This is a genomic window from Streptomyces anulatus (genome assembly GCF_000721175.1).
In the GTDB taxonomy this organism is placed as follows: Bacteria; Actinomycetota; Actinomycetes; order Streptomycetales; family Streptomycetaceae; genus Streptomyces; species Streptomyces anulatus_C.
The window spans coordinates 15,836-41,502 of the sequence record NZ_JOEZ01000025.1 but is presented as its reverse complement, the minus strand read 5'-3'; the positions used below and the strand labels follow the sequence as shown (position 1 = coordinate 41,502).

Sequence of the window (25,667 nt, the reverse complement as noted above, 5' to 3'; positions counted from 1 at the left end):
GGCGGTGCGGGCAGGCGGAAATCCATTCGGCTCAGGGGCGCAGCAGCGGCAGGGGCGCGCCCATGACCGCGTACGGCTGCGGGGCGCTCGGGAAGACGACCTGGCGGGCCAGGTCGCGGTAGCCCAGCGAGTGGTACAGGGTGCGGGCCGGGCTGTCCTCGTCGATCGCCGAGAGGATCGACCGGGGGTGGCCGACGGCGTCGGTGATGGTGGTGATCAGGGTGCGGCCGATGCCGCGCTGCTGGTGGTCCGGGTGGACGTGGAGTTCGGTGATGACGAAGGAGTCGTCGAGCCAGCCGTCGGAGCCGGTGGCCCGCAGATAGGGCTCGACGACGGTGGACCACCACTGGGCGCGGTCGTTGGGCAGCCCGTAGACGAAGCCGACGAGCCGTCCGTCGGGGGCGAGGGCGCCGAGTGCGCGGGCGTGGGGGTGTTCCAGGTGCCTGAGGACGATGTGGCGGCGTACGTCGATCTCGTCCTGGCTCAGTCCGAAGGCGGCCGCCTGGACGTGCAGGGCTTCGTCGACGCGGGCGGCCAGGTCGACGGGGCCGATCTCGACGTCGGGTGCTGCGGGGCCTTCTCCGGGGACTGCTGCCATGCGGGAACCCTACTGGCCGGGGCGGGCGGTCAGAACCGCGAGATCGGGGCGCCCGTGCGGGAGACGGCTCAGAACAGGACGCTCATGAACGCGCCGACCTCGCGGAAGCCGACACGGCGGTAGGCCTTGCGGGCGGGGGTGTTGTAGTCGTTCACGTAAAGGCTGACGACGGGGGCGACGTCGGCCAGGGCGTAGCGCAGGACGGCGGCCATGCCCGCTTCGGAGAGGCCCTTGCCGCGGTGTTCGGGGGCGACCCAGACGCCCTGGATCTGGCAGGCCTGGGTGGTGGCCGCGCCGATCTCCGCCTTGAAGACGACCTTGCCGTCGTCGATGCGGGCGAAGGAGCGGCCGGTGCCGATGAGTTCGGCGACGCGGGCCTGGTAGAGGAGTCCGCCGTCGCCGGCGAGCGGCGAGATGCCGACCTCCTCGGTGAACATCGCCACGCAGGCCGGCATCAGGATCTCGGTCTCGTCCTTGCGGATGCGGCGGACGAGCGGGTCGGGCGTGACGTCGGCGGAGAGGCTCTCGGTGACCATGAGGGGCTGGTTGCCGCGGACCTCGCGGGCGGGTCCCCAGCTGGGTTCGAGGAGCCGCCACAGCTGGGTGGTGGGTTCGGCGGGGCCGACGATGGAGGAGCAGCGGCGGCCGGCCCGGCGGGCCCGGTCGGCGAAGGCGCGGACGGCCTCGGGTCCGGCGCAGATGGGGACGAGGTTGGCGCCGGAGTAGCACAGGGAGCGGAGCCTGCCGTCGGCGTACCAGCCCCACATCTCGCCGCCGAGGCGCCAGGGGTCGAGTCCCGCGATCTGCACGCGGGACGTCACAAAGGCGTTGGCCACGGGCTCGCTCTCCAGGATGGCGAGTGCGGCGCCGAGGTCGCTGGGTTCGAGGACCCGGGTGGTGGTCTGCGTCAACACGAGGGGGCCTCACCATACGGTCTGCTGATTTCCGCACTGTACCCAACACGGCCCTCGAACGCCGCTCCAGTCCGGGAGCCGGCCTCCGGACATGCCGCCGCCCCGCCGGGCACGGGGCCCGGCGGGGCGGCGAGAAGCGTTGGAGGGCGCGGGTCAGCCGCTGATGGAGACCTCGGGCTCGCCGGACGGGATGCCGTCCTTCTCCATCTGTTCGGCGATCTTCATGGCCTCTTCGATGAGGGTCTCGACGATCTTCGACTCGGGGACGGTCTTGATGACCTCGCCCTTCACGAAGATCTGGCCCTTGCCGTTGCCGGAGGCGACGCCGAGGTCGGCCTCGCGGGCCTCGCCCGGGCCGTTGACGACGCAGCCCATGACCGCCACGCGGAGCGGGACCTCCATGCCCTCCAGGCCGGCGCTGACCTGGTCGGCGAGCTTGTAGACGTCGACCTGGGCGCGGCCGCAGGACGGGCAGGAGACGATCTCCAGGCGGCGCTGCTTGAGGTTCAGCGCCTCCAGGATCTGGAGGCCGACCTTGACCTCCTCGGCCGGCGGGGCCGAGAGGGAGACGCGGATGGTGTCGCCGATGCCCTCGGAGAGCAGGGCGCCGAACGCGACGGCCGACTTGATGGTGCCCTGGAACGCCGGTCCGGCCTCGGTGACGCCGAGGTGCAGCGGGTAGTCGCTCTGGGCGGCGAGCTGGCGGTAGGCGTTGACCATGACGACCGGGTCGTTGTGCTTGACCGAGATCTTGATGTCGCCGAAGCCGTGCTCCTCGAAGAGGGACGCCTCCCAGAGGGCCGACTCGACCAGGGCCTCGGGGGTCGCCTTGCCGTACTTCTTCAGGAGCCGCGCGTCCAGGGAGCCGGCGTTGACGCCGATCCGGATCGGCGTGCGGGTCTCGGAGGCCGCCTTCGCGATCTCCTTGACCTTGTCGTCGAACTGCTTGATGTTTCCCGGGTTCACCCGGACCGCCGCGCAGCCCGCGTCGATCGCGGCGAAGACGTACTTCGGCTGGAAGTGGATGTCGGCGATCACCGGGATCTGCGACTTCCGGGCGATCGTGGCCAGCGCGTCGGCGTCGTCCTGCGTCGGGCACGCGACCCGGACGATCTGGCAGCCGGACGCCGTCAGCTCGGCGATCTGCTGGAGCGTGGCGCCGATGTCCGACGTACGCGTCGTCGTCATCGACTGCACGGAAACGGGCGCGTCGCCGCCGACCGCGACCGTGCCGACCTGGATCTGTCGGCTGACCCGTCGGTCGGCGAGCTTGGTCGGAACGGCCGGCATTCCGAGAGAAATCGCAGTCATGCGCTGTGCATCCCCAAGGTGTGGATCAAGGTCCCGATGTCGGCGGGCTCCAGGCTTCGAGGTTACGGCACCGGAACCGGGACGGACGCACCGTGTCGACAAGTCCGCCCGTTGGTGAGCGGCCGGACACAGCGCGTGTGCCCGGCCGCTACCTGTGGGACGGGAGCGGCGATCAGGTGATCTTGACGGGGTTCACGATGTCGGCCACCAGGACCAGCAGCGTGAAGCAGATGAAGAGTCCGGCGACAACATAGGCGACCGGCATCAGCCGGGCCACGTCGAACGGCCCCGGGTCGGGGCGCCGGAAGACCCTGGCCAGATTGCGCCGCAGGGACTCCCAGAGCGCGCCCGCGATGTGCCCGCCGTCCAGTGGGAGCAGCGGCAGCATGTTGAACAGGAACAGCGAGAGGTTGAAGCCCGCGAGCAGGAACAGCATCATCGCGACCTGGTTCTGCGCCGGGATGTCGAGGTTCATCACCTCGCCGCCGATCCGGGCCGCGCCCACCACGCCGACCGGCGAGTCGTCGGCGCGTTCGCCGTCGCTGAAGGCGGCGTCCCAGAGGGCCGGGATCTTGGACGGCAGCGCGATGATCGAGTCGACGCCGTTCTCGATCATGTCACCCATGCGGACGACGGAGTCGCCGAAGCCGAGCGGCACGATCTCGGTCTGCGCGGCGAAGCCGAGGTAGCCCGCCTTGACGAACTCCTTCGGGATGACCTCGCCCTTGCTGTCCTTCTTGGCGACCTCGTTCTCGCGCAGGACCGCGTTGAGCGTGACTTCCTTGCCGTCGCGTTCGACGACGATGGTGGCGGGGCCGATGGTCTCGCGGATGCGGTCCGAGAGCGTCGCCCAGTCGTCGACCTTCGTACCGGCGAAGGCGACGATCTTGTCGCCCTCCCGGAGCCCGGCGGCCTTGGCGGGCGAGGCGTCGTCACCGGGCTTGCAGGTCTGGCGCTTCTCGCTCTGCGAGATCACGCACTGCTGGACGCCGCCGACCTCGGTGGTCTGGGTCTGGAAGCCGAAGGTCATCGCGACGCCCATGAAGATGGCGACCGCGAGGATCAGGTTCATGAAGGGGCCCGCGAACATCACGATGACGCGCTTCCACGGCTTGCGCGTGTAGAAGAGCCGCTTCTCGTCGCCCGGCTCCAGCTCCTCGAAGGCGGCGGAGCGGGCGTCCTCGATCATGCCGCGCCACGGGGAGGTGGAGCGGGCTTCGAGGCGGCCGTCGGGTCCCGGCGGGAACATCCCGATCATGCGGATGTAGCCGCCGGCCGGGATGGCCTTGATGCCGTACTCCGTGTCGCCCTTCTTCCTCGACCAGAGCGTCGGACCGAAGCCGACCATGTACTGCGGCACCCGGATGCCGAACATCTTGGCCGTGGAGAGGTGACCCAGCTCGTGCCAGGCGATGGAGAAGAGCAGGCCCACGACGAAGACGGCGATCCCCAGGACCGTCAGCAGGATCGAGGTCAGACTCATGCGCGCGCCTCCGCTGTCGCTTTCGCCGAGAGTTCCCGGGCCCGTGCGCGGGCCCAGGTTTCCGCTTCGAGGACGTCCGCGACGCTGAGCGAGGTTCCCGGGGCGGGGGTGCCGTGTTCGGACACCACAGCCGTGACCGTATCCATGATTCCGTTGAAGGGCAGCTGTCCGGCGAGGAAAGCGTCGACGCATTCCTCGTTCGCCGCGTTGAACACGGCCGGCGCGGTGCCGCCGAGCCCGCCGACGTGCCGGGCGAGACCGACCGACGGGAAGGCCTCCGTGTCCAGCGGGAAGAACTCCCAGCTGGAGGCCTTCGTCCAGTCGAAGGCGGGGGCGGCGTCCGGGACGCGCTCGGGCCAGCCGAGACCGATGGCGATGGGCCCGCCCATGTCCGGCGGGGTGGCCTGGGCGAGCGTGGAGCCGTCGCTGAACTCGACCATGGAGTGCACGTAGGACTGCGGGTGGACCACGACTTCGATCCGGTCGAACGGAATGTCGTAGAGGAGGTGCGCCTCGATGACCTCCAGGCCCTTGTTGACCAGGGTCGCGGAGTTGATGGTGATGACCGGGCCCATCGCCCAGGTCGGGTGGGCGAGCGCCTGCTCCCGGGTGACGTCGGCCAGTTCGGCGCGTGTACGGCCCCGGAAGGGTCCGCCGGAGGCGGTGACGATCAGCTTGCGGACGTCCGCGCGGGTGCCCGCGGCCAGCGCCTGGAAGAGCGCGGCGTGCTCGGAGTCGACCGGGATGATCTGGCCGGGGGCGGCGAGCGCCTTCACCAGCGGGCCGCCGACGATCAGCGACTCCTTGTTGGCGAGGGCGAGTGTGCGGCCCGCCTTCAGCGCGGCCAGCGTGGGGGCGAGCCCGATGGAGCCGGTGATGCCGTTGAGCACGGTGTGGCAGGCGCTCGCGGCGAGGGTGGTGGCCGCGTCGGGTCCGGCCAGGATCTCCGGGAGCGGCTCGCCGGCGCCGTACTGCGCGCGCAGCGCCTCGCGCAGCGCGGGGACCGCGTCCTCGGCGGCGACGGCGACCGTGTCGGCCCGCAGCCGGCGGGCCTGCTCGGCCAGCAGCGCGACCCGGCCGCCGGCGGCCGAGAGCGCGGTGACCCGAAAGCGGTCGGGGTTGCGCAGGACCAGGTCGATGGCCTGGGTGCCGATGGACCCGGTGGAGCCGAGGATCACGAGATCCCGGCGGCCGTCCGCGGCGTCGAAGACGAGATGCGGATCGGCGAGGGGGGCGGGGCTTTCGCTCATGCCCCCATTGTTGCCGCTCCGGCTGTGGGCGAGGACAGCGCGTCCCGGTGGGCCGCGCGTTCAACGCCCGCGCGGGCCGCGGATTCCCCGCGGCCCGGCCCCGTCCGGTGCGTGGAGGCGGTCACGTACCCCGTACGGCTCTGTGCCGGGACACCCTCTAGCGCACCGGTCGGTGCTGGTTCTCCCGGACGGAGGGTCCGGGGGTGGCGTCCGCGATCCAGGGGCCCTCACCGCTGGGGTCGATGACGCCGTCCTCCAGCCAGGTGTACGTCCCCGACAGGACGCCGTCGACGACGCGTCGGTCGAGGTCGTCGGTGTTGGACCACAGGCGGGTGAACAGCGCCTCGACCCGGACGCGGGCCTGGTGGCAGAAGGCGTCCGCGAGCTGGTAGGCCTCACGGCCGTGCTTCCCCGTCCCGCGCAGGTGCTCGGCGCGGACACAGGCGGCGCTCATCGCGAAGAGTTCCGCGCCGATGTCGACGATCCGGCCGAGGAAGCCCTGCTTGGTCTCCATCCGCCCCTGCCAGCGGGACATGGCGTAGAAGGTCGAGCGGGCGAGTCTGCGCGACGACCGTTCGACGTAGCGGAGGTGCCCGGAGAGGTCGCGGTGGCCGGCGGGATGGAACTCGGCGTAGGTTCGCGGGAGCTGTCCGGCGCCCGTGACCAGTCGGGGCAGCCAGCGGGCGTAGAACCCGGCGGCGTTCGCGCCCGCCTTCGCCTTGGCGGAGAGCGGCTTGTCGGGGTCGATGATGTCACCTGCGACCTTGAGGTGGGCGTCGACGGCCTCGCGGGCGATCAGCAGGTGCATGATCTCGGTGGAGCCCTCGAAGATCCGGTTGATCCGCATGTCCCGGAGCATCTGCTCGGCGGGCACGGCGCGTTCGCCGCGGGCGGCCAGCGACTCGGCGGTCTCGAAGCCGCGGCCGCCGCGGATCTGGACCAGTTCGTCGGCGATCAGCCAGCCCGTCTCGGAGCCGTACAGCTTGGCGAGGGCGGCCTCGATACGGATGTCGTTGCGGTCCTCGTCGGCCATCTGGGAGGAGAGGTCGACGATGGCCTCCAGGGCGAAGGTGGTGGCCGCGATGAAGGAGATCTTCGCGCCGACCGCTTCGTGCTTGGCGACGGGCCGGCCCCACTGCTCCCGTGCGGCGGACCACTCGCGGGCGATCTTCAAGGACCACTTGCCCACGCCCACGCACATCGCGGGCAACGAGAGGCGGCCGGTGTTGAGCGTGGTCAGGGCGATCTTCAGCCCGGCCCCCTCGGGCCCGATCCGGCAGGCGCCGGGGACCCGGACGCCGTGGAAGCGGGTGACGCCGTTCTCGATGCCTCGCAGGCCCATGAAGGCGTTGCGGTGCTCGACGGTGACGCCGGGGGCGTCGGCCTCGACGACGAACGCGGAGATGCCGCCGGGATGGCCCTCGGAGGCGGGGACCCGGGCCATGACGACCAGGAGGTCGGCGACGACGCCGTTGGTGGTCCAGAGCTTCACGCCGTCGAGGACGTAGTCCGGCCCGTCGGGCACCGCGGTGGTGGCGAGGCGGGCCGGGTCGGAGCCGACGTCGGGCTCGGTCAGCAGGAAGGCGGAGATGTCGGTGGTGGCCAGCCGGGGCAGGAAGACGTCCTTCTGCTCCTGGGTGCCGAAGATCTTCAGGGGCTGCGGTACGCCGATCGACTGATGCGCGGAGAGCAGCGCGCCGATCGCGGGGCTGGCGGAGCCGACGAGAGCGAGCGCCTTGTTGTAGTACACCTGGGTGAGGCCGAGCCCGCCGTACTTCGTCTCGATCTTCATCCCGAGGGCGCCGAGCTCCTTGAGTCCGGCGATCACCTCGTCGGGGATCCTCGCCTCGCGCTCGATCCGCACACTGTCGACACGCGTCTCGCAGAACGCCCGCAGCCGCGCCAGGAACTCCTCGCCGCGCCGGATGTCGTCGGGCGGCGGCAGGGGGTGCGGATGGATCAGGTCGAGCCGGAAGCGCCCCAGGAACAGCTCCCTGGCGAAGCTGGGCTTGCGCCAGTCCTGCTCCCGGGCCGCCTCGGCGACCCGTCGCGCTTCGCGCTCGGTGACCTTGGGGGCGTTGGGGACCCGGGGGGCGTTGTGTGGTGCGGACATGAGGGACCTCACCTCGCCGCGCGTCGCCGGCCGGGGGGAGACCTGGACCTGGACGCACGGACTGCTAGTCGCTGCTTACTGGTCCGTATGTAACCCCTGTACCCGGGGTTCGGCACCCGCAAGGGTTCGGCACCCGCACCAGCCCCCGCGCACGGGAAGTGAGCGCCGGTTCCCTTCAGCCGGTCGCCGCCGGCCGGTCCCGCCCGGGTGAAGCGGCATCGGGTCGTGGAGCGGGGGCGCCGCCGCCCCGGCCGGCATTCCTGCTGAGTACGGATACTCATGCGCCTGGCCGTGTCACGCGGCAGCCTCGGGGCGATGAGCGCGAGCACCGGCCTGTGGGGCTGGACGAAGGAGTACGACGGGCCGGTGGCGATCCTGGTCGCCGTCGGGGACCTGATCCTGTCCGGCCTCCTGCTGTGGATGACGATCGTGTCCGGGATCACGTTCGGGGCCCCGAACGCCGCGGAGCAAGCGGATGCGCAGCGGGCTCAGGACACCGCACAGACGATCTGGGGCGTGTGGCTCGCCGCCGGCCTCCTGATCGCCGCCGGGCTCCGGATGCCGCGCACCGCCATGGTCCACCTGACCGCCATGCTCGCGGTCCCCGGCGCATTCGTGGTCTACGTCGCGGCGCACAGCTGAGAGTGGCGACGCGGGGCCCGGACCGAGGGCCGCCCGCTGATCGGCACCCGCACCAGCCCCCGCGCACGGACACACGGACGGCCCGAACCCCGTGGGTTCGGGCCGTCCGTCGCGCGCCCCGCCCGCGCCCGCTGTCCAGGCGGGGGCACGGGTGGGGTCGTCCGGGGTGTTACAGGGCGAGGCCCGTGAGGACCAGGACGCGCTCGTAGGTGTAGTCGTCCATGGCGTAGCGCACGCCCTCGCGGCCGACACCGGACTGCTTGGCGCCGCCGTACGGCATCTGGTCGGCGCGGTACGAGGGGACGTCGCCGATGATCACGCCGCCGACCTCCAGGGCGCGGTGGGCGCGGAAGGCGGTCTGGAGGTCGTGGGTGAAGACGCCTGCCTGGAGGCCGTACTTGGAGGAGTTGACGGCGGCGAACGCCTCCGCCTCGCCGTCGGCCTTCTGGAGGGACATGACCGGGCCGAAGACCTCTTCGCAGGAGAGCTTGACGTCGTCGGGGAGGCCGGCGAGGACGGTCGGGGCGTAGGTGGCGCCGTCGCGCTTGCCGCCGGTGAGCAGTTCGGCACCGCCCTGGACCGCCTCGTCGACCCAGGACTCGACGCGCTTGGCGGCGTCCTCGCTGACGAGGGGGCCGACGTCGGTGGTGGCGTCGGCCGGGTCACCGGTGACCAGGGCCTCGACGGCGGCGACGATCTTCGGGACGAGCCGGTCGTAGACCGAGGCGTCGGCGATGACGCGCTGCACCGAGATGCAGGACTGGCCGCCCTGGTAGTTGGAGAAGGTGGCGATCCGGGTGGCGGCCCAGTCGAGGTCCGCGTCCGAGGCGTAGTCGCCGAGGACGACCGCCGCGCCGTTGCCGCCGAGCTCCAGGGTGCAGTGCTTGCGGGGCACCGACTCCATGATCGCGTAGCCGACCGGGCCGGAGCCGGTGAAGGAGATGACCGGCAGCCGCTCGTCCTGGACCAGGGCGGGCATCCTGTCGTTGGGAACCGTCAGGACGGACCAGGAGCCGGCCGGGAGGTCGGTCTCGGCCAGCAGCTCGCCCAGGATCAGGGAGGAGATGGGGGTCGCGGGGGCCGGCTTGAGGATGATCGGGGCGCCGACGGCGATGGCCGGGGCGACCTTGTGGGCGCTGAGGTTCAGCGGGAAGTTGAAGGGCGCGATGCCGAGGACGGCCCCGCGCGGGAAGCGCCGGGTCAACCCGAGGCGGCCGGTGCCGCCGAGGTCCGTGTCGAGCCGCTGGGCCTCGCCGCCGTTGAAACGGCGGGCCTCCTCGGCGGCGAACCGGAACACCGACACGGCCCGGCCGACCTCGCCGCGCGCCCACTTGATCGGCTTGCCGTTCTCCGCCGAGATCAGCTGGGCGATCTCCTCGGTGCGCTCCGTCAGCCGCCGTACGACGTGATCGAGGGCCGCGGCCCGTACGTGCGCCGGGGTGGCGGCGAACTCGTCGCGTACGGCGTGGGCGGCGGCGACGGCCTCCTCGACCTGGGCGTCGGTCGGCACGCTGACGGTGCCGACGAGACGTCCGTCGTACGGGTTGGTGACGTCGAAGCTGTCGGCACCGGTGGCCTGGCGGCCGGCCACCCAGAAGGCGTGGGGCGAAGTCATGGAGGTTCCGGCCCTTCGAAGGTCGTGAGGAGGTCGTTGCGGAGGTCGTCACGGAGGCGGGCGCCCGGAGGCTCCCCCTCTGTGGTCCCACGGTAGGCCGGGGAGGCGCTCAGGACGTTTGTCCGGCGTGGAGCGGAGCGGGGGCCGGGTGCTCCGAATTGGCGGAGGTGGCGCCACCGGATCGCTTCGGCCCGGACGCCCCGGGGCTCCCCGTGGGCCGGAGCAGATCCGGTACGAGGGTGAGCAGGCCGGTCACCGCGAGGCCCGTGCCGAGCCAGAGCGGGGCCCGGAGACCGAAGCGGTCGAGGCCCAGGCCGCCCAGCGCGGAGCCGAGGACCACGCCGAGGGTGATGAAGGAGGTGTGCACGGTGTTGACGAGAGGGCGGGCGTTGGCGGCCCGCTGCACCCGCGTGACCAGGGCCGGATTCATGGTGACTCCGACGAGGCCGACGCCCAGCATGCAGAGCACCGCCCAGACGTCGAACCGGGCCAGCAGGGCGAATCCGGCCAGGAACACCGCGTTGAGCGACAGACCGACGAGCAGGACGGGAAGGGTGTGCCGGTCGGCGAGCCGGCCGACGACGGTGTTGCCGATGACGGTGGCGGCGCCGTACGCCAGGAGCAGCAGCGGGACCGTGCCCGTGGAGAATCCGGTCACCCGGGTGAGGATCGGGTTGAGGTAGCTGAAGGCGGAGAAGGTCGCGCCGATGACCATGGTGCTGGTCAGCAGGGTCAGCCAGAGCCGGGGAGCGCGGAAGGCGGTCAGCTCGGATCGGAAGGTGCCGCTGCCCTCCGGCCGGCCCGTCCGGCGTACGCCGGACGCGGTGCACAGGGCGGCGGCGACCGTGAGCGCGGAGATGGCCCAGAACGCGGCCCGCCAGCCGTACCGTTCGCCGGTCAGGGTGGCCAGCGGCAGGCCGAGCAGGGTGCCGAGCATCAGCCCGTTGAGGATGACCGCCACGGCCCGGCCGCGTATCTCGGGGCGGGTGAGCTGAGCGCCGAGCGAGATCGCGACGCCGAAGAAGGCCTGCGACGCGACCCCGGTGATCACCCGGGCGGCCAGCATCGCCGGGTAGCCGGATGCGGTGGCGGCGAGCACGTTGCCGGCCAGGAAGAGCGGGAAGAGGACCATGAGCGCGGTCTTGGGCGGGAGCCGCAGCAGGGCGACGGAGAGCAGCGGTCCGCCGAGCGCCATGGAGAGGGCGAAGACGGTGATCAGGTAGCCGATCTGCGGGACGGTGACGCCGAGCCCTTCGGCCATCTGCGGCATCAGCCCGGCGACGACGAATTCGCTGGTGACCATGGCGAAGATGCCGAAGGCCAGTACGTGGACGGCACGAGGCACGGAGTTCCCCCGGTAGGTATGCGGATGTCGTTTTGTATGGATCGGTTCAAAACTTGGGTACGGGTCAGCCTGGCTGTCGCGCGGCAGGTGGGGCGACGTTCAGCGGATCAAGGCGTCCAGCGCGGTGTCGGCGACGGCCTCGACGGCCGCGCGGTCGGCTCCGCCCTGGGCGGTGACGCGCATGCCGCCGATGACGGCGTTGACGTACCGGGCGAGGGCGTCGGGGCCCCGCGTGGAGGCGATGGAGCCGTCGCGTTGCCCGGCGGCGATGACGGCGGACAGGGTCCGCAGCCTGCGGGCGGCGTCGCGGTCCAGGAGCCGGGCGGCCTCGGGGTCGCGGGCGGCGAGCTCCACCGTGCTGTTGACCCCGAGGCAGCCTAGGCTGCGGCCGCCGGGGCGGTGGTCGAACTCGTCGGACACGATCTTGTCGAACAGGGCGCGGACCCGTTCGACGGGCGGGCGGGTGGCGTCCTCGAGCACACCGGCCTGGGCGTCGGCCATGGTGTCCAGGTAGCGCGCGAGCGAGCGCGAGAACAGCTCACGCTTACTGCTGAAGGTGTTGTAGATGCTGCTGCGCCCCAGGCCGGTGGCGGCGCACAGGTCCTGGGTGGAGGTGGCTTCGTAGCCGTACTCCCAGAAGGCGCGCATCGCGGCGTCCAGGGCCCGTTCCTCGTCGAACTGTCTCGGTCGGGCCATGGCGGCACTCTACGATTTTGGACCGAACGTTGCAATACCGTTCCGGGTCGGCGGCCGCTCACTCCTCGGCGGGAGCCGCCGCCTCGGTCGCCTTGAGGGCGAGCCACAGCTCCATACGGACGTCCGGGTCGTCCAGGGAACGGCCCAGGATCTCCTCCACGCGGCGCATCCGGTAGCGCAGGGTGTGCCGGTGCACGCCGAGGTCGGCGGCGGCGGCGTCCCACTGGCCGTGGCGGGAGAGCCAGGCGCGCAGTGAGGCCACGAGGTCGCCCCGGCCCTTGGCGTCGTGTTCGTACAACGCGCGGAGCATGCCGTCGGCGAAGGCCCGTACCGCGTCGTCGGCGAGCAGCGGCAGGACGGATCCGGCGGCCAGTTCCTCGTGCTCGACCAGCGCCCTGCCCCGGCGGCGGGCGACGGAGAGGGCCTGTTCGGCCTGCTTGTACGCGGCGGAGACGGCGATCGGGCCGGAGGGGGCGGAGAGCCCCACCACGACGTCGCTGTCCTCGGCCCCGCCATCGCGCGGGGCGCGGTCGTCCTGGGCCTCGGCGTAGGAGGCGCAGGCGGCGACGGCGGAGCCGCCGTCCGCGGCGAGCACGACGACGCGCTCGCCCTCGGGGACCATGAGCAGCGCCTCGCCGGAGCGGGCGGCGGCGGCCTCCATGGTCTCGGTGAGCAGCTCGGACCCGGCGGGTACGGCCGTCTCCGCGATGAGCAGCCGGAACGGGGCGTCGAGCAGCCCGCCGTAGAGGTCCCCGGCGACGGCCCGCGCGTGGTCGGGCTGCCCGGCGAGCAGCATGCGCAGGACGGCGGCGCCCAGGCGCTGTTCGGCGCCCTGGAGGGAGCGGGAGCGGGCGGTGGTCAGGGTGAGCAGGGCGACGGCGGAGTGCACGGCGTACCGCTCGGCGGTGCCCAGCGCGGCTCCGGTGCCGACGGCCAGCGCGCCGCGGGCCCGGCGGCCGGTACCCAGCGACTGGAGCTCGACCCGGTCCTCACTGTCGCCGACGACGACGCTGGCGGGGGCGGGACGGTCCCGGAGGCGTTCGACGTCGGGGGTGAGGCGGGCGGCGCGGCGGGCGGCCCAGTCGGGGGCGGCGGCGAGCACCGCGCCGGAGGTGTCGTACAGCGCGGCCCAGCCGTCGACGTGGGCGGCGAGCCGGGCCAGGAGGTCGGCGGGCCCGTCCCCGGCGAGCGCGGCCTTGGTCAGCTCCCGCTGGGCCTCGAAGCCGGCGGTGACCGCGCGGTACTGGTCGGCGGCGATGGCGGCGGAGACGGCCTTGCTGATGGCGAGGAACGGGGTGCGGCGGGGGACTTCGAGGAGCGGCAGCCCGGCTTCCTCGGCGGCCTCCACGAGGGCGGCCGGGATGTCCTCGTAGTTCACCCCGACCCCGAATCCGACCCCGGCGACCCCGGCTCCGGCCAGCCGCCGCACGTACCGCCGCATGGCCTCGGCGTTCTCGGCGTCGAGGTTGGTGGCGGTCACGAGGAGGAGTTCGCCGCCGTCCATGTACGGGACGGGGTCGGTGAGCTCGCTGGCGTGCGCCCAGCGCACGGGCGTGCCGAGCCGGTCCGCGCCCGCCCGCACGGTGAGCTTGAGCGCCGAGTGCTGGACGAGCGAGGCGAGCGTGGGGGGCATGGGCCGGGAACCCTCAAGATCGGGGACGAGGTCGCGGCGCCGCCGTGAGGAGGGCCGGATCGCCGGCCGGCTCGATGGCACCGATTGCGCCGTCCCGTATGAACGGCTGCCTCCGATTCTGCCAGGGCGGCAGGGTGCCGGTAACCGCTCGCGGGCGGCCGTCGCATTACTTCCCGGTAGGCGGCTCAGCCGTCGAGGTGGACGAGGAGGGGCGGTGCGTGCTCGCCCTGGACGGTTGTGAGCGAGAGGACCGCGTGCCCGGCCGGGACGGCGTACGCCAGCTCCGAGGCCGACCAGCGCTCCCGCTCGACCTGTCGTACGGTCACCGCGTCCGTGGTCACGGCCTTGCCGGTGACGAGCTTGCGCAGGGCGTGCAGGGCACGGGTGAACGGCTGGTCGGCGAAGACGGTGTGCTGGGCGACCTCGCGGGTCTCGACCCATTCCTTGCCCCAGGCCTCGGCGAAGCGCTTGCCTTCCCAGGTGGTGATGCCGGGGAACGTCATCAGGCAGCCGACCGCACCGAGCAGCGCGGTATGCAGATGCGGGCCCACGTCGTCCAGAGACCGCACGGCCAGAACGGCTCCGGCGTTCAGCTGCCGCAGACGCTGCACCGCCCGAACGGAGTCGGAGGTCATCGCGCTCGCGGCGTCGTCGAGCACGAGCGCCGCGAAGAGCGACGCGTCCAGACGCGCACCGACGCTGGAGACGAATTGCGCGAAGACCAGCCGGGTGAGGATGCGCGAGGCCTCGGGGTGGCTTCGCTCCGGCAGCACGATCCGGACGCGGACCGGATGCTCCAGGGCGCGCAGGGAGAAGGGCCGTGACCGGCCCCGGGTGTCGAAGAACGCGCTGAAGGCGGGCCGGTCCAGGAAGGCGATCCGATCCGCGAGCACCCCGCTGAGGTCTGCGGACGTACCCAGTTGACGCTCGCGTGCGTCGACTTCCCGCAGATAGGAACGGTGCTCCTCAGGGTGGAGGTGACCACGGAGCTGGTCCAGCGCCTGGCGGCCGCCGTCGAGGAGTTCCCGGAGTTCCGGCAGGGACGGAAAGCGGCCGTGGGCGGCGCCGAAGGGGCCGATCAGCTGGCCCAGCGTGACGGCGGCCCGACGGCTGTCCACGTCCGGCAGGTCACCCGTGAAGGCCTCCGACAGGAGCATCGCGGCCTCGTCCGCGTCGGTGATCCCGCCGTACAGGTCGAGGTCGTACACCGAGGAGGCATCGCCGATCTTCACCACGACGTCGTAGGAGTCGTCGGGGCTCAGCTCGACGCCTTCGGCGGAGACGACGACCACGGCCGCCCGCCCGGCCAGCGCCTGGAGGGACAGCGACTCCACCACTGGCCTCACCAGGCGTCGCGTCCGGTCGGGGCCGTGGGGGCCGACGGCCAGAAGCGAGGTGCCGAGGACCGAAGGATCGAGAGCCGCTCCCGCGCCTCGCCGCGCGGAAGGATTGCGCGGGTGTTCCGCGTAGACGCCCAGCTTCACCTGCGCCGTCAGCAGATCGTGGGTGGCGGCGCGGGCCGGAAGATCACGCTCACCGGACGGATGCAGGCAGGCCGCCGCCCCCTGCTTCATCACTCCGTCGACGAAGACTTCCGGAGAGAGGGCGCCGGATTCCACCCGTGACCAGGCATGACCGACCCTGGCGCAGTCGACATCGTTCATGCGCCTGCCGGCGACCTCGGCGGCCAGCCGGTCGGCGGCACCGGGCTGTCCCGCCGCCCGCAGCTGCGGCCACCCGGCGGGATCTTCCCCGGTCTCCGGCTCCGCTTCAAGGGGGACCACGGCGGCGGGGCCGGGCTTTCGGAAGACCTGCAGCCACCCGCCCGTCCGGGCGAACGGCCACAGCACGGCGCCCGCGACCAGGGCGTTGACGGCGACCCCCAGCGCGGCGGCAGTCTCCGGGTCTCCACGGAGCGCGGACATCGGGATCAGCAGATGGACGATCGCGTAGAAGAAGGGGAGCAGGTTCGTCCCGAGGACGATCCACACCGCCAGCAGTCCGGTCAGCGCCCCGGCCAGAGCCCGGCCGGGCTGCGGCCGGTCCAGCACGAGCCTGCGGTAGAGCGCCGGCCAGTTGCCGAGCCGACCGCAGAAGTAGATCAGGAGGGCTGCGAAGAGGCTGTTGTAGACGGCGGTGGCCGTACGCGCGGACTGTCCGGGTTCACCGCGCCACCACTCGGAGGGGGTGAACAGCTTCAGCGGGAGCCGCTGCACCGCGATGTAGTCGGTGCTCCAGACCGCCCACGCGAACACCCCACAGGCGATCGAGATGAGCGCACCCACCACCAGAGCACGGGTGGGCACGTCGGCGGAGGCTCCGGCCGGCCTCGGCCGGTACCCGTACCGCCAGAGGCCCGGCTCGGCGTCTGCGCGATGTGCCCGGAGCCAGTGCCGGACGTCGAAGACCTCTGCGGGCGAGCGGGGCGGGAGCGGGGGCATGGGAGGCGGAGGCGGCGTGGGACGGGGTACTCGGGCGGCGCCTGCATCGCTCCCGTAGGGGCGGCCGAGCCACCGCACGTCGGCATCATCCGCACCCTGCCCGCCCTGCTCCCGCTGCGAGTCGTACGTGCCCTCGGTGCCCATTGCCACTGCTCCCCTGACGTGCCAAGGCGGTATCTCGGTGCAGACGCTCAATCTAGTACCCGGGGTCGGCGGTTCATGGTCATTCCCGGTTCCCGGACCGCCTCATGACGCCATCTGTCCGCCATCTGTCCGCCAAGGACAAGGACACGCCCCCACCACTCCCGATCGGAGCATGCCCGCACCCCTCCCCCACCCCTAGCCTGCAGAAAGAAGAGCGTCCGAAACACCCCCCAGGAGCCCCTCATGACCGCAATCCCGCAGGAGCGCCGCGTCGTCACTGCCATCCCCGGCCCGAAGTCGGCTCTGCTGCAGGCTCGCCGAGTCGCGGCCGTCGCCGCAGGTGTGGGCTCCACCCTGCCGGTGTTCACCGCCCGTGCGGGCGGCGGGATCATCGAGGACGTGGACGGCAACCGGCTGATCGACTTCGGGTCCGGGATCGCCGTGACCTCGGTGGGCGCCTCCGCGGAGGCCGTCGTACGCCGTGCCTCCGCGCAGCTCGCGGACTTCACCCACACCTGTTTCATGGTCACGCCGTACGAGGGGTACGTCGAGGTCTGCGAGCAGCTCGCCGAGCTGACGCCGGGCGACCACGCGAAGAAGTCCGCGCTGTTCAACTCGGGCGCCGAGGCCGTCGAGAACGCGGTGAAGATCGCCCGCGCCTACACCAAGCGCACCGCCGTCGTCGTCTTCGACCACGGCTACCACGGCCGCACCAACCTCACCATGGGCATGACGGCGAAGAACATGCCGTACAAGCAGGGCTTCGGCCCGTTCGCGCCCGAGGTCTACCGCGTCCCGGTCGCCTACGGCTACCGCTGGCCGACCGGTGCCGAGAACGCCGGCGCCGAGGCGTCCGCGCAGGCCATCGACGAGATCACCAAGCAGATCGGCGCGGAGAACGTCGCCGCGGTCGTCATCGAGCCGGTGCTCGGCGAGGGCGGCTTCATCGAGCCCGCCAAGGGCTTCCTCCCGGCGATCGCGCAGTTCGCCAAGGACAACGGCATCGTGTTCGTCGCGGACGAGATCCAGTCCGGCTTCTGCCGCACCGGCCAGTGGTTCGCCTGCGAGGACGAGGGCATCGTCCCGGACCTGATCACCACCGCCAAGGGCATCGCGGGCGGCCTGCCGCTGTCCGCCGTGACCGGCCGCGCCGAGATCATGGACGCCGCGCACGCGGGCGGCCTGGGCGGTACGTACGGCGGAAACCCGGTGGCCTGCGCCGGTGCGCTCGGGGCCATCGAGACGATGCGTGAGCTGGACCTGAACGGGAAGGCCAAGCGGATCGAGGAGGTCATGAAGGGCCGCCTCGCCGAGATGCGGGCGAAACTGCCCAACGGCGACATCATCGGCGACATCCGCGGGCGCGGCGCGATGATCGCGATCGAGCTGGTGAAGTCCGGCACGAAGGACCCGAACCCGGAGGCGGCCGGCGCGCTCGCGAAGGCCTGCCACGCCGAGGGGCTGCTCGTCCTCACCTGCGGTACGTACGGCAACGTCCTGCGCTTCCTGCCGCCGCTGGTGATCGGCGAGGACCTGCTCAACGAGGGCCTCGACCTGATCGAGCAGGCTTTCGGTCAGCTCTGACCCGTCGAAGACCCGACCGAGGATTACTCGAACCGGAATGCGGACGGAGCGGCCTTTCGCCGCTTCCGTCCGGCATCCGGGTGAGGGCCTGTGAAGAACGTGTGCGGGGGCGATGGCGGGAGGCGGTGGCGGCTGTCGGCCACCCCTCCGCTGCCGTACGGTTTCTGCAGATGAGAGAAACACCTCGACCGCGGGAAACCTCGGCCGACTCCGGGCCGGGGCTTCCCCAGCACCGCCCGGGGCGTGCGTTCGCGCATGCCGGAGCCGATGGCTCCGGGACTCCTCACCGATCGGACGGCCGCCCGCCCCACACCCCCCGGGGCGCGCGGCGAACCGATCTCGCCGGCCATCCCGGAACAACCCCCCCTGTTCCCGGGTGGCCGGCCCCTCTCGTTTCCGGCGTCCTCGGCCTGCTCGCACTCCTCTTCGCGCTGATCACCTGGCAGGTCGCCGTCGACGGTCCGCTCCTGCGGCTGGACGAGCGCGTGGGGGCGAAGCTCTTCGAGCGGGGGCCGGGCGCGCTGACGCAGCTCTGCTCCGACCTCGGCGGGATGCCGGTGGCGCTTCCCGTGCTGACCGTCGTGATCGGGTACGCCCTGTGGTGTCGTGCCCTGCGGCTCGCCGTGTACGCGGCCCTCACCATGGCGGCGGTGCCCGCGCTGGTGATTCCGCTGAAGGTGGCGACCGCCCGGCAGGGCCCGCTGACCGAGGCGGTCAACTACTACCCGTCCGGTCATACGGCGACGGCCGCCGTGGCGTACGGGGCCTCGGCCCTGGTGCTGCTGGCCCTTCCCCGGCCGGCGTGGCTGCGGGAGGCGTCCTGGTCCGGGGCGTGGATGATGCCCGTCGCCGCGATCCTGCTGACCACGGCGACGGGCATCGGTCTGGTGCTGCACGGCTACCACTGGCCACTGGACGTGCTGGCCAGTTGGTGCCTGGGGCCGATGGTGCTGGCGCCCCTGTGGTGGGTCAGTTGCCGAAGTAGGCGTCGAAGTTCCTCGAGAACTCCCAGTTGTTGAAGCGGTCCCAGTTGATGGACCAGGTCATCAGGCCGCGCAGGTCGGACCAGGTCCCGTGGGTCTGGTAGGAGCCGCAGCCGGTCTTCTTGATCAGACAGTCGAGCGCCTTGTCGACCTCGGCCGGTGAGGTGTGGCCGTTGCCCGCCTGGGTGGAGGCCGGCAGGCCGATGGCGACCTGGTCGGGGCGCAGTCCCGGGAAGACCTTGCTCGTGTCGCCCGCCACCGGGAAGCCCGCGAGCAGCATGTCGGTCATGGCGATGTGGAAGTCCGCGCCGCCCATCGAGTGGTACTGGTTGTCCAGGCCCATGATCGGGCCCGAGTTGTAGTCCTGGACGTGCAGCAGGGTCAGGTCGTCGCGCAGGGCGTGGATGACCGGCAGATAGGAACCGGCGCGCGGGTCCTGGCCGCCCCAGGGGCCGGAGCCGTAGAACTGGTAGCCGAGCTGCACGAAGAAGGTCTCGGGCGCCATCGTGAGGACGAAGTTTGGGCCGTACTTCGCCTTGAGCGTCTTCACCGCGGAGATCAGGTTGACGATCACCGGTGTGGTGGGGCTGCGGAAGTCGGTGTCGCCGGTGTTCAGGGAGAGCGAGTGGCCCTCGAAGTCGATGTCGAGGCCGTCGAGACCGTAGGTGTCGATGATCTTCGAGACCGAGGTGACGAAGGCGTCCCGGGCGGCGGTGGAACCGAGCTGCACCTGTCCGTTCTGGCCGCCGATCGAGATCAGCACCTTCTTGCCCGCCGCCTGCTTGGCCTTGATCGCGGCCGTGAACTCCGCCTCGGACTCGACGTTCGGGCACTCGGCGACCGGGCAGAGCGCGAAGCGGATGTCGCCGGAGGTGACGGAGGTCGGTTCGCCGAAGGCGAGGTTGATGACGTCCCAGGAGTCGGGCACGTCGGCCATCCGGGTGTAGCCGGAGCCGTTGGCGAAGCTGGAGTGCAGATAGCCGACGAGCGCGCGGGCCGGGAGCTTCGGGCCGCCGCCTCCGCCGCCCTCCGTGGTGGTCGCGGTGACGGCGGCCGACTTCGCGGATTCGCCGGCCGCGTTGGTGGCGGTGACCTGGAAGCTGTACGCGGTGGAGGGCGTCAGGCCCGTCACGGTGGCGGACGGCCCGGTGGCCGTGGCGACCTTCGTACCGCCGCGGTAGACGTGGTAGCCGCTCGCGCCGGAGACGGCGTTCCAGGAGAGCGCGACGGAGGAGTCGGTGAGCGCGGTGGTCCTCAGGCCGGCGGGGGCGGCCGGGATCACCACGGGCTCGCCGCCGGGGCCGACGAGGGTGAGGTCGTCGGCGTAGTAGGCCGGGGTGCCGTACCAGCCGTGGGTGTGGACGCTCACGGAGGTGGTGGAGGGGCCGGTCGTGAAGGTGGTGGTGAGCTGCTTCCACGTACCGGGGGACTGGGTCCAGGTGGACACGTCGGTGGTCCCGGTGCCGGACGCGCCGAGGTAGACGTAGCTGCCCTGCACCCAGGCGCTCAGTGTGTACGAGGAGTTGGGCCTGACGGTGATGGTCTGGGAGCACTTGGCGTGGTCGCTGCCGGCCGGGGTCGCCTTGAGCGCGGAGGTGCCGCTGCGCTTGGGCGCGGTGACGGCCGCCCCGCTGGAGTTCGCGCACCTCCAGCCGTCCAGGCCGGCCTCGAAGCCCCCGTTGCGCACCAGGTCCGCGTCGGCGGCGCCCACCGCCGGGGCCGAGACGACCAGGGCTCCGACGGCGATCAGGGTGGCCGAGCAGACGGCCAGAAGTCTGGAAGATCTGACGGTTGGTCCGGTGCGTTCCACAACAGCCTCCGCGCGGGGGGAAATTGGTGGTGTGGCGTGCGCACAACATGGTCCAGACCAATCAGGTTGTCAAGACCTCTGGCGCCGGCTCAGCCCTCCGGGCGCTTCTCGCGGGCGTCCCAGGCCGCGGCGCCCGCCGCCTCGTGCATGGCGAGTTCGAGGATTCCGGCGTCGGTGAGGGTCCCCCATCCGTCCGGCCGGACCAGCCAGCGCACTCCCCCGGCGGCCCGTCCCGGATACGGGACGACGATCCAGGTGCCCTGACCACAGCCCCTGATCCCGGTGCCGATCCAGCGGGAGACGGTGCCCGGCGGGACGAAGAAGCCCGTGCGGGACTGGCCGGAGTCGGCGAGTACGGGGCCCGGGCGGTCGATCAGGCGGGTGAGGACGTCGAGCGTCGGACGGCCCAGCTCGCCCGGGAGGATCAGGACGTCCCAGCGCTTGCCGGCGGGAAGAAGCGCGATCCCCTGGGGGTTGCGCTCCCACTCCCACCGGCAGGCCGCCGGGTCCGGCGCCACCGATGTGAGCCATTCGACCGCGGCTTTCGTTCCCGAACCGGTCATGACCAGCCTCCCGTTGGCATGACCCCGGCGGAGTTCCGCCGGGGCGTACACGTACGAGAGGAGGTTCGGCCCCGACCATGACGCGGATTGGGGCTACCAGTGGGTAGTGAAGTGGATCACAGCATCCGCTCCGCTGCGGGCGCAGCTCAGCTGTCGAAGCCGAGACCCAGCTTGTCCATGGTCTTCAGCCACAGATTGCGGTGCCCGCCGTTGCTGTCGGCGCGGGCCAGGGACCGCTTGGTGATCTCGATCCCGGCCCAGGCGAAGGGTTCCGGCGGGAAGGGCATCGGCCTGGAGCGGACCATCTCCAGCCGGGTCCGTTCGGTCTCCTCCCCGGGGAGCAGGTCGAGCATCACATCGGCCCCGAAGCGGGTGGATCCGACGCCGAGTCCGGTGAATCCGGCGGCGTACGCGACCCGCCCCTGGTGGGCCGTGCCGAAAAAGGCCGTGAACCGGGAACAGGTGTCGATCGCGCCGCCCCAGGCGTGCGAGAAACCCAGCCCGGAAAGCTGCGGAAAACACGTGAAGAACTGCTCCGCGAGTTTCAGGAACGTCTCCGGGCGCTGATCGAGATCGGCGCTGAGCCGGCCCCCGTACGGATAGATCGCGTCGTATCCGCCCCACAGGATCCGGTTGTCCGCGGAAAGCCGGAAGTAGTGGAACTGATTGGCGCTGTCGCCGAGTCCCTGGCGCCCCTGCCAGCCGATGGAATCGAGCTGCTCGGGGGTGAGCGGTTCGGTCATCAGCGCGTAGTCGTAGACCGGCACGGTGTACGGCCTGACCCGCTTGACGAGCGACGGGAAGATGTTGGTGCCGAGCGCGACGCGGCGGGCGAAGACCCGGCCGTACGGGGTGCGGACCGCCATCCCGGTGCCGGAGCGGACCAGGTCGAGCCCGCGCGTGTGCTCGTGGATCCGGACGCCGAGCTCCAGGCAGGCCCGCTTCAGGCCCCAGGCGAGCTTCGCCGGGTGCAGCATCGCGACGCCGCGCCGGTCCCAGAGCCCGCCGAGGAAGGTGGGCGAGTCGACCTCGGCGCGCAGGGCGTCGCGGTCCAGGAAGTCCACGCCGGTGATGCCGAGCCGCTGGATCTCCTCGTGCCATTCCCGCAGCTCTTCGAGCTGGTGGGGCTCGGTGGCGACATCGATCTCGCCGGTCCGCTCGAACTCGCAGTCGATCTTGTAGCGGGCGACGGCGGCCTCGATGGCGTCGAGGTTCCGCTCTCCCAGTTCCTCCAGTTTCGCGATCTCGTCGGGCCAGCGCTCCATGCCGTTGGCCAGGCCGTGGGTGAGGGAGGCGGCGCAGAAGCCGCCGTTGCGGCCCGAGGCGGCCCAGCCCACCTCGTGCCCCTCGATGAGGACGACGTCGCGGTCGGGGTCGCGCTCCTTGGCGATGAGCGCGGTCCACAGTCCGCTGTAGCCGCCGCCGATGACCAGCAGGTCGGTGTGCTCGTCGCCGGTGAGGGCGGGGAGCGCATCGGGTCTGGCCGGGTCGTCGAGCCAGTAGGAGACCGGCTTGGCGCCGGCGATCGATTGTGCAGCGGTACGCATGGCGGCTGGGGCCATGGTTTCCAACTCCTTCGGGAATTTCAGGGTCGAGCGTTGTTCTTGCGCCGGCTCGCTATGACCTGGCCGGCGAGAACCACCGTTACCGCAATGACGAACATGGCGGTGCCGATGACGTTGATCTGCACGGGCGTGCCGCGCTGTGCCGAACCCCAGACGAACATGGGGAACGTGACGGTGGAGCCCGCGTTGAAATTCGTGATGATGAAATCGTCGAACGAGAGCGCGAAGGCCAGTAGCGCTCCTGCCGCGATTCCCGGTGCGGCGATCGGGAGGGTCACCCGTACGAAGGTCTGCACGGGACCGGCGTACAGGTCGCGGGCGGCTTCCTCCAGGCGTGGGTCCATCGACATGACGCGCGCCTTGACGGCCGTCACCACGAAGCTGAGGCAGAACATGATGTGCGCGATCAGCACGGTCCAGAAGCCGAGCTGGGCGCCCATGTTCAGGAACAGCGTGAGCAGCGACGCGGCCATGACGACCTCGGGCATCGCCATCGGCAGGAAGATCAGCGAGCTGATCGCGCCGCGCGCCCGGAAGCGGTAGCGGACCAGCGCGAAGGCGACCATCGTGCCGAGCGCGGTCGCCCCGAGCGTCGCCCAGAAGGCGATCTGGAGCGAGAGGGAGAGCGAGCCGCAGAGGTCGGCGACGCCGCACGGGTCCTTCCAGGCGTCCAGCGAGAACCGCTGCCAGGCGTAGTTGAAGCGCCCGTTCGGCTTGTTGAACGAGAACACCATCACGACGAGGTTCGGAAGGATCATGTACGCGAGGGTCAGCAGACCCGCGATGACGATCAGGTTCCGGCGTATCCAGCGCAGTACGGGCATCAGACCAGGTCCTCCGTCCCGGAGCGGCGGATGTAGAAGGTGACCGCCAGCAGGACGATCGCCATGAGGATGAACGAGAGCGCGGCGGCCGTCGGATAGTCCAGGACCCGCAGGAACTGGCTCTGGATGACGCTGCCGACCATCTTGGTGTCGGTGGAGCCGAGGAGTTCCGCGTTGACGTAGTCGCCGCTGGCCGGGATGAAGGTCAGCAGCGTGCCGGAGACGACGCCGGGCATGGAGAGCGGGAAGGTCACCTTGCGGAACGTGGTGGCGGGGGTGGCGTAGAGGTCTCCCGCCGCCTCGTGCAGCCGGCCGTCGATCCGCTCCAGCGAGGTGTAGAGCGGCAGGATCATGAACGGCAGGAAGTTGTACGTGAGGCCGCAGACGACGGCCATCGGCGTGGCCAGGACCCGGTTGGACTCGGTCCAGCCGAGCCAGCTGGTGACGTCCAGGACGTGGAGGGTGTTGAGCACGTCCACGACCGCGCCGCCGTCGGCGAGGATCGTCTTCCACGCCAGTGTACGGATGAGGAAGCTGGTGAAGAACGGTGCGATGACCAGCACGAGGACCAGGTTGCGCCAGCGGCCCGCCTTGAAGGCGATGAGGTAGGCGAGCGGGTAGCCCAGCACCAGGCACAGGACCGTGGCGGTGCCCGCGTACAGCAGGGACCGGATGAACTGTGGGTAGTACTCGCGCAGCGCGTCCACGTACGTCTGGAAGTGCCAGGTGACCTCGAAGCCCTGCTCCAGCGAGCCGGTCTGTACGGAGGTGGAGGCCTGGTAGACGAGCGGCAGGGCGAAGAAGACGAGCAGCCAGAGGATGCCGGGGAGCAGCAGCCAGTAGGGGACGAGCCGTTTGCGGGTGGAGGGCTTGCGGAGCCTCAGCTCCTCGGGCTGCGAGGGGGGCGCGGGCGGCGCTTCGGTGAGGCTCACTCCGCGTCCTCCACGCTCGAAGCGCCCGCGTCGATGTCCTGGGCGGCGTCGAGGCCGAAGGTGTGCGCCGCGTTCCAGTGCAGGACGACCTCGGCGCCGGGGACCAGACGCGTGTCCCTCTCGATGTTCTGCTCGTAGACCTGGAGGGCCCCTCCGGCCGGGCTCTCGACCACGTACTGGGTGGAGACGCCGATGAAGCTGGAGTCGGTGATGCGGCCGGTGACGCGGTTGCGGCCCGCGGCTATGCAGTCCGCGTCGTCCACGTGGGCCAGGGATATCTTCTCGGGCCGGATGCCGAGGAGCAGCCGGCCGCCGCTGGTGGTGGGGGCCGAGCATCGCTCCCGGGGCAGCGTGAGCTTTCCGCCGCCCGCGGCCACCACCAGATCACCGCCCGTGGACACGACCTCGCCCTCGATGAGGTTGGAGGTGCCGAGGAAGTTGGCGACGAACGTGGTGCGCGGGTTCTCGTAGAGGTCGGCGGGCGCGCCGAGTTGCTCGACCCGGCCCCCGTTCATCACCGCGACGGTGTCGGCCATGGTCATGGCCTCCTCCTGGTCGTGGGTGACGTGCACGAAGGTGATGCCGACCTCGGTCTGGATCCGCTTGAGCTCCAGCTGCATCTGGCGGCGGAGCTTGAGGTCGAGGGCGCCGAGCGGTTCGTCGAGCAGCAGGACCTGCGGGTGGTTGATGAGCGCGCGGGCGACGGCGACGCGCTGCTGCTGGCCGCCGGAGAGCTGGTGGGGTTTGCGCCGGGCGAAGTCGCCGAGCTGGACGAGCTCCAGCATGTCCGCGACCTGCTTCTTCACCGACTTGATGCCGCGCCGCCGGAGCCCGAAGGCGACGTTCTCGGCGACGTCCAGGTGCGGGAAGAGCGCATAGCTCTGGAAGACGGTGTTGACGGGCCGCTTGTACGGGGGCAGGTCGGTGATGTCCTCGTCCCCGAGGGATACCGTGCCGGTGGTGGCCTCCTCCAGGCCCGCGATCATGCGCAGGGTGGTGGTCTTGCCGCAGCCGGACGCGCCGAGCAGGGCGAAGAAGGAGCCCTGGGGCACGGTCAGGTCGAGCGGCTGTACGGCGGTGAAGGAGCCGTAGGTCTTGCTGATCCCGGCGAGGCGGACATCGCCGCCCGCGGTCTGCTGCTGCTGTGTCATGGGTCGCAGTCCCAGTGTGTTCGGGGGGTTCGGGGAAGGGGAGGGGTGACCTGGCGGGGAGAGGGCCGCC

General features: G+C 71.3%; 20 protein-coding genes. 3 read left to right on the top strand and 17 right to left on the bottom strand.

Annotated elements, in window-relative coordinates; genetic code table 11:
• Positions 1–31: 31 nt before the first annotated feature.
• The 6 genes from IG90_RS0126975 to IG90_RS0126950 all read right to left on the bottom strand — a co-directional run bounded on the left by IG90_RS0126975 (position 32) and on the right by IG90_RS0126950 (position 7,669).
• Positions 32–598 carry a GNAT family N-acetyltransferase gene (locus IG90_RS0126975; protein WP_030589815.1) on the bottom strand — a complete coding sequence of 189 codons (567 nt, stop codon included), beginning with the start codon at positions 596–598 and terminating at the stop codon, positions 32–34.
• A gap of 68 nt (positions 599–666) precedes the next feature.
• Positions 667–1,512, bottom strand: a complete 846-nt coding sequence (locus IG90_RS0126970) for a GNAT family N-acetyltransferase (RefSeq protein WP_030589801.1) — start codon at positions 1,510–1,512, stop codon at positions 667–669.
• A gap of 153 nt (positions 1,513–1,665) precedes the next feature.
• A complete protein-coding gene (ispG, locus tag IG90_RS0126965; RefSeq protein ID WP_030589798.1) occupies positions 1,666–2,823 on the bottom strand; it encodes a flavodoxin-dependent (E)-4-hydroxy-3-methylbut-2-enyl-diphosphate synthase in 1,158 nt (385 codons plus the stop codon).
• 172 nt (positions 2,824–2,995) lie between these two features.
• Positions 2,996–4,306 carry a M50 family metallopeptidase gene (locus tag IG90_RS0126960; protein ID WP_030589796.1) on the bottom strand — a complete coding sequence of 437 codons (1,311 nt, stop codon included), beginning with the start codon at positions 4,304–4,306 and terminating at the stop codon, positions 2,996–2,998.
• A complete protein-coding gene (gene dxr / locus IG90_RS0126955) occupies positions 4,303–5,556 on the bottom strand; it encodes a 1-deoxy-D-xylulose-5-phosphate reductoisomerase (protein ID WP_030589794.1) in 1,254 nt (417 codons plus the stop codon). The genes IG90_RS0126960 and dxr overlap by 4 nt, the downstream gene beginning before the upstream one ends.
• A 157-nt stretch (positions 5,557–5,713) precedes the next feature.
• Complete coding sequence (locus IG90_RS0126950) at positions 5,714–7,669, bottom strand: acyl-CoA dehydrogenase family protein (RefSeq protein WP_030589791.1); 1,956 nt, start codon at positions 7,667–7,669, stop codon at positions 5,714–5,716.
• 315 nt (positions 7,670–7,984) lie between these two features.
• On the opposite strand from IG90_RS0126950, the gene IG90_RS0126945 reads away from it, so the two are divergent.
• Complete coding sequence (locus IG90_RS0126945) at positions 7,985–8,311, top strand: hypothetical protein (RefSeq protein ID WP_063739502.1); 327 nt, start codon at positions 7,985–7,987, stop codon at positions 8,309–8,311.
• Positions 8,312–8,480: 169 nt separating this feature from the next.
• Here the strand turns inward: IG90_RS0126945 and IG90_RS0126940 are convergent, their stop codons facing one another.
• The 5 genes from IG90_RS0126940 to IG90_RS0126920 all read right to left on the bottom strand — a co-directional run bounded on the left by IG90_RS0126940 (position 8,481) and on the right by IG90_RS0126920 (position 16,185).
• Entirely contained in the window at positions 8,481–9,926 is a 1,446-nt protein-coding gene (locus IG90_RS0126940) for an aldehyde dehydrogenase family protein (RefSeq protein ID WP_030589784.1), read from the bottom strand.
• 109 nt (positions 9,927–10,035) lie between these two features.
• Positions 10,036–11,271: an MFS transporter gene (locus tag IG90_RS0126935; protein WP_033894680.1), complete on the bottom strand. Its 1,236-nt coding sequence runs from the start codon at positions 11,269–11,271 to the stop codon at positions 10,036–10,038.
• Positions 11,272–11,370: 99 nt separating this feature from the next.
• Positions 11,371–11,967, bottom strand: a complete 597-nt coding sequence (locus IG90_RS0126930; RefSeq protein ID WP_030589778.1) for a TetR/AcrR family transcriptional regulator — start codon at positions 11,965–11,967, stop codon at positions 11,371–11,373.
• Between the two features lie 58 nt (positions 11,968–12,025).
• On the bottom strand, positions 12,026–13,600 hold the full coding sequence (locus IG90_RS0126925) for a PucR family transcriptional regulator (RefSeq protein ID WP_030589776.1): 1,575 nt from the start codon (positions 13,598–13,600) through the stop codon (positions 12,026–12,028).
• A gap of 185 nt (positions 13,601–13,785) precedes the next feature.
• The gene (locus tag IG90_RS0126920) at positions 13,786–16,185 is read right to left on the bottom strand and encodes a hypothetical protein (protein WP_030589773.1); all 2,400 of its coding nucleotides are present in this window, start codon (positions 16,183–16,185) and stop codon (positions 13,786–13,788) included.
• Between the two features lie 243 nt (positions 16,186–16,428).
• Between IG90_RS0126920 and gabT the strand changes: the two genes are divergently transcribed.
• Both gabT and IG90_RS0126910 read left to right on the top strand, forming a co-directional pair.
• Positions 16,429–17,769, top strand: a complete 1,341-nt coding sequence (gabT, locus tag IG90_RS0126915; protein WP_030589769.1) for a 4-aminobutyrate--2-oxoglutarate transaminase — start codon at positions 16,429–16,431, stop codon at positions 17,767–17,769.
• A gap of 170 nt (positions 17,770–17,939) precedes the next feature.
• Positions 17,940–18,788: a phosphatase PAP2 family protein gene (locus IG90_RS0126910; RefSeq protein WP_030589766.1), complete on the top strand. Its 849-nt coding sequence runs from the start codon at positions 17,940–17,942 to the stop codon at positions 18,786–18,788.
• On the opposite strand, the gene IG90_RS0126905 is transcribed toward IG90_RS0126910, so the two are convergent.
• The 6 genes from IG90_RS0126905 to IG90_RS0126880 form a co-directional block, all read right to left on the bottom strand.
• The gene (locus IG90_RS0126905; protein ID WP_030589763.1) at positions 18,739–20,562 is read right to left on the bottom strand and encodes a chitinase; all 1,824 of its coding nucleotides are present in this window, start codon (positions 20,560–20,562) and stop codon (positions 18,739–18,741) included. The two genes, IG90_RS0126910 and IG90_RS0126905, sit on opposite strands and share 50 nt — an antisense overlap.
• Positions 20,563–20,651: 89 nt before the next feature.
• Complete coding sequence (locus IG90_RS0126900; protein ID WP_030589760.1) at positions 20,652–21,125, bottom strand: bifunctional DNA primase/polymerase; 474 nt, start codon at positions 21,123–21,125, stop codon at positions 20,652–20,654.
• Positions 21,126–21,271: 146 nt separating this feature from the next.
• Positions 21,272–22,687, bottom strand: coding sequence for an NAD(P)/FAD-dependent oxidoreductase (locus IG90_RS0126895; RefSeq protein ID WP_030589757.1), 1,416 nt, complete (start codon positions 22,685–22,687; stop codon positions 21,272–21,274).
• A 23-nt stretch (positions 22,688–22,710) separates the two neighbouring features.
• A complete protein-coding gene (locus IG90_RS0126890; protein ID WP_030589755.1) occupies positions 22,711–23,514 on the bottom strand; it encodes an ABC transporter permease in 804 nt (267 codons plus the stop codon).
• Positions 23,514–24,446 carry an ABC transporter permease gene (locus IG90_RS0126885; RefSeq protein WP_030589753.1) on the bottom strand — a complete coding sequence of 311 codons (933 nt, stop codon included), beginning with the start codon at positions 24,444–24,446 and terminating at the stop codon, positions 23,514–23,516. The genes IG90_RS0126890 and IG90_RS0126885 overlap by 1 nt, the downstream gene beginning before the upstream one ends.
• Positions 24,443–25,597, bottom strand: coding sequence for an ABC transporter ATP-binding protein (locus tag IG90_RS0126880; protein ID WP_030589751.1), 1,155 nt, complete (start codon positions 25,595–25,597; stop codon positions 24,443–24,445). Before IG90_RS0126880 ends, IG90_RS0126885 begins: the two co-directional genes overlap by 4 nt.
• Positions 25,598–25,667: the final 70 nt, after the last annotated feature.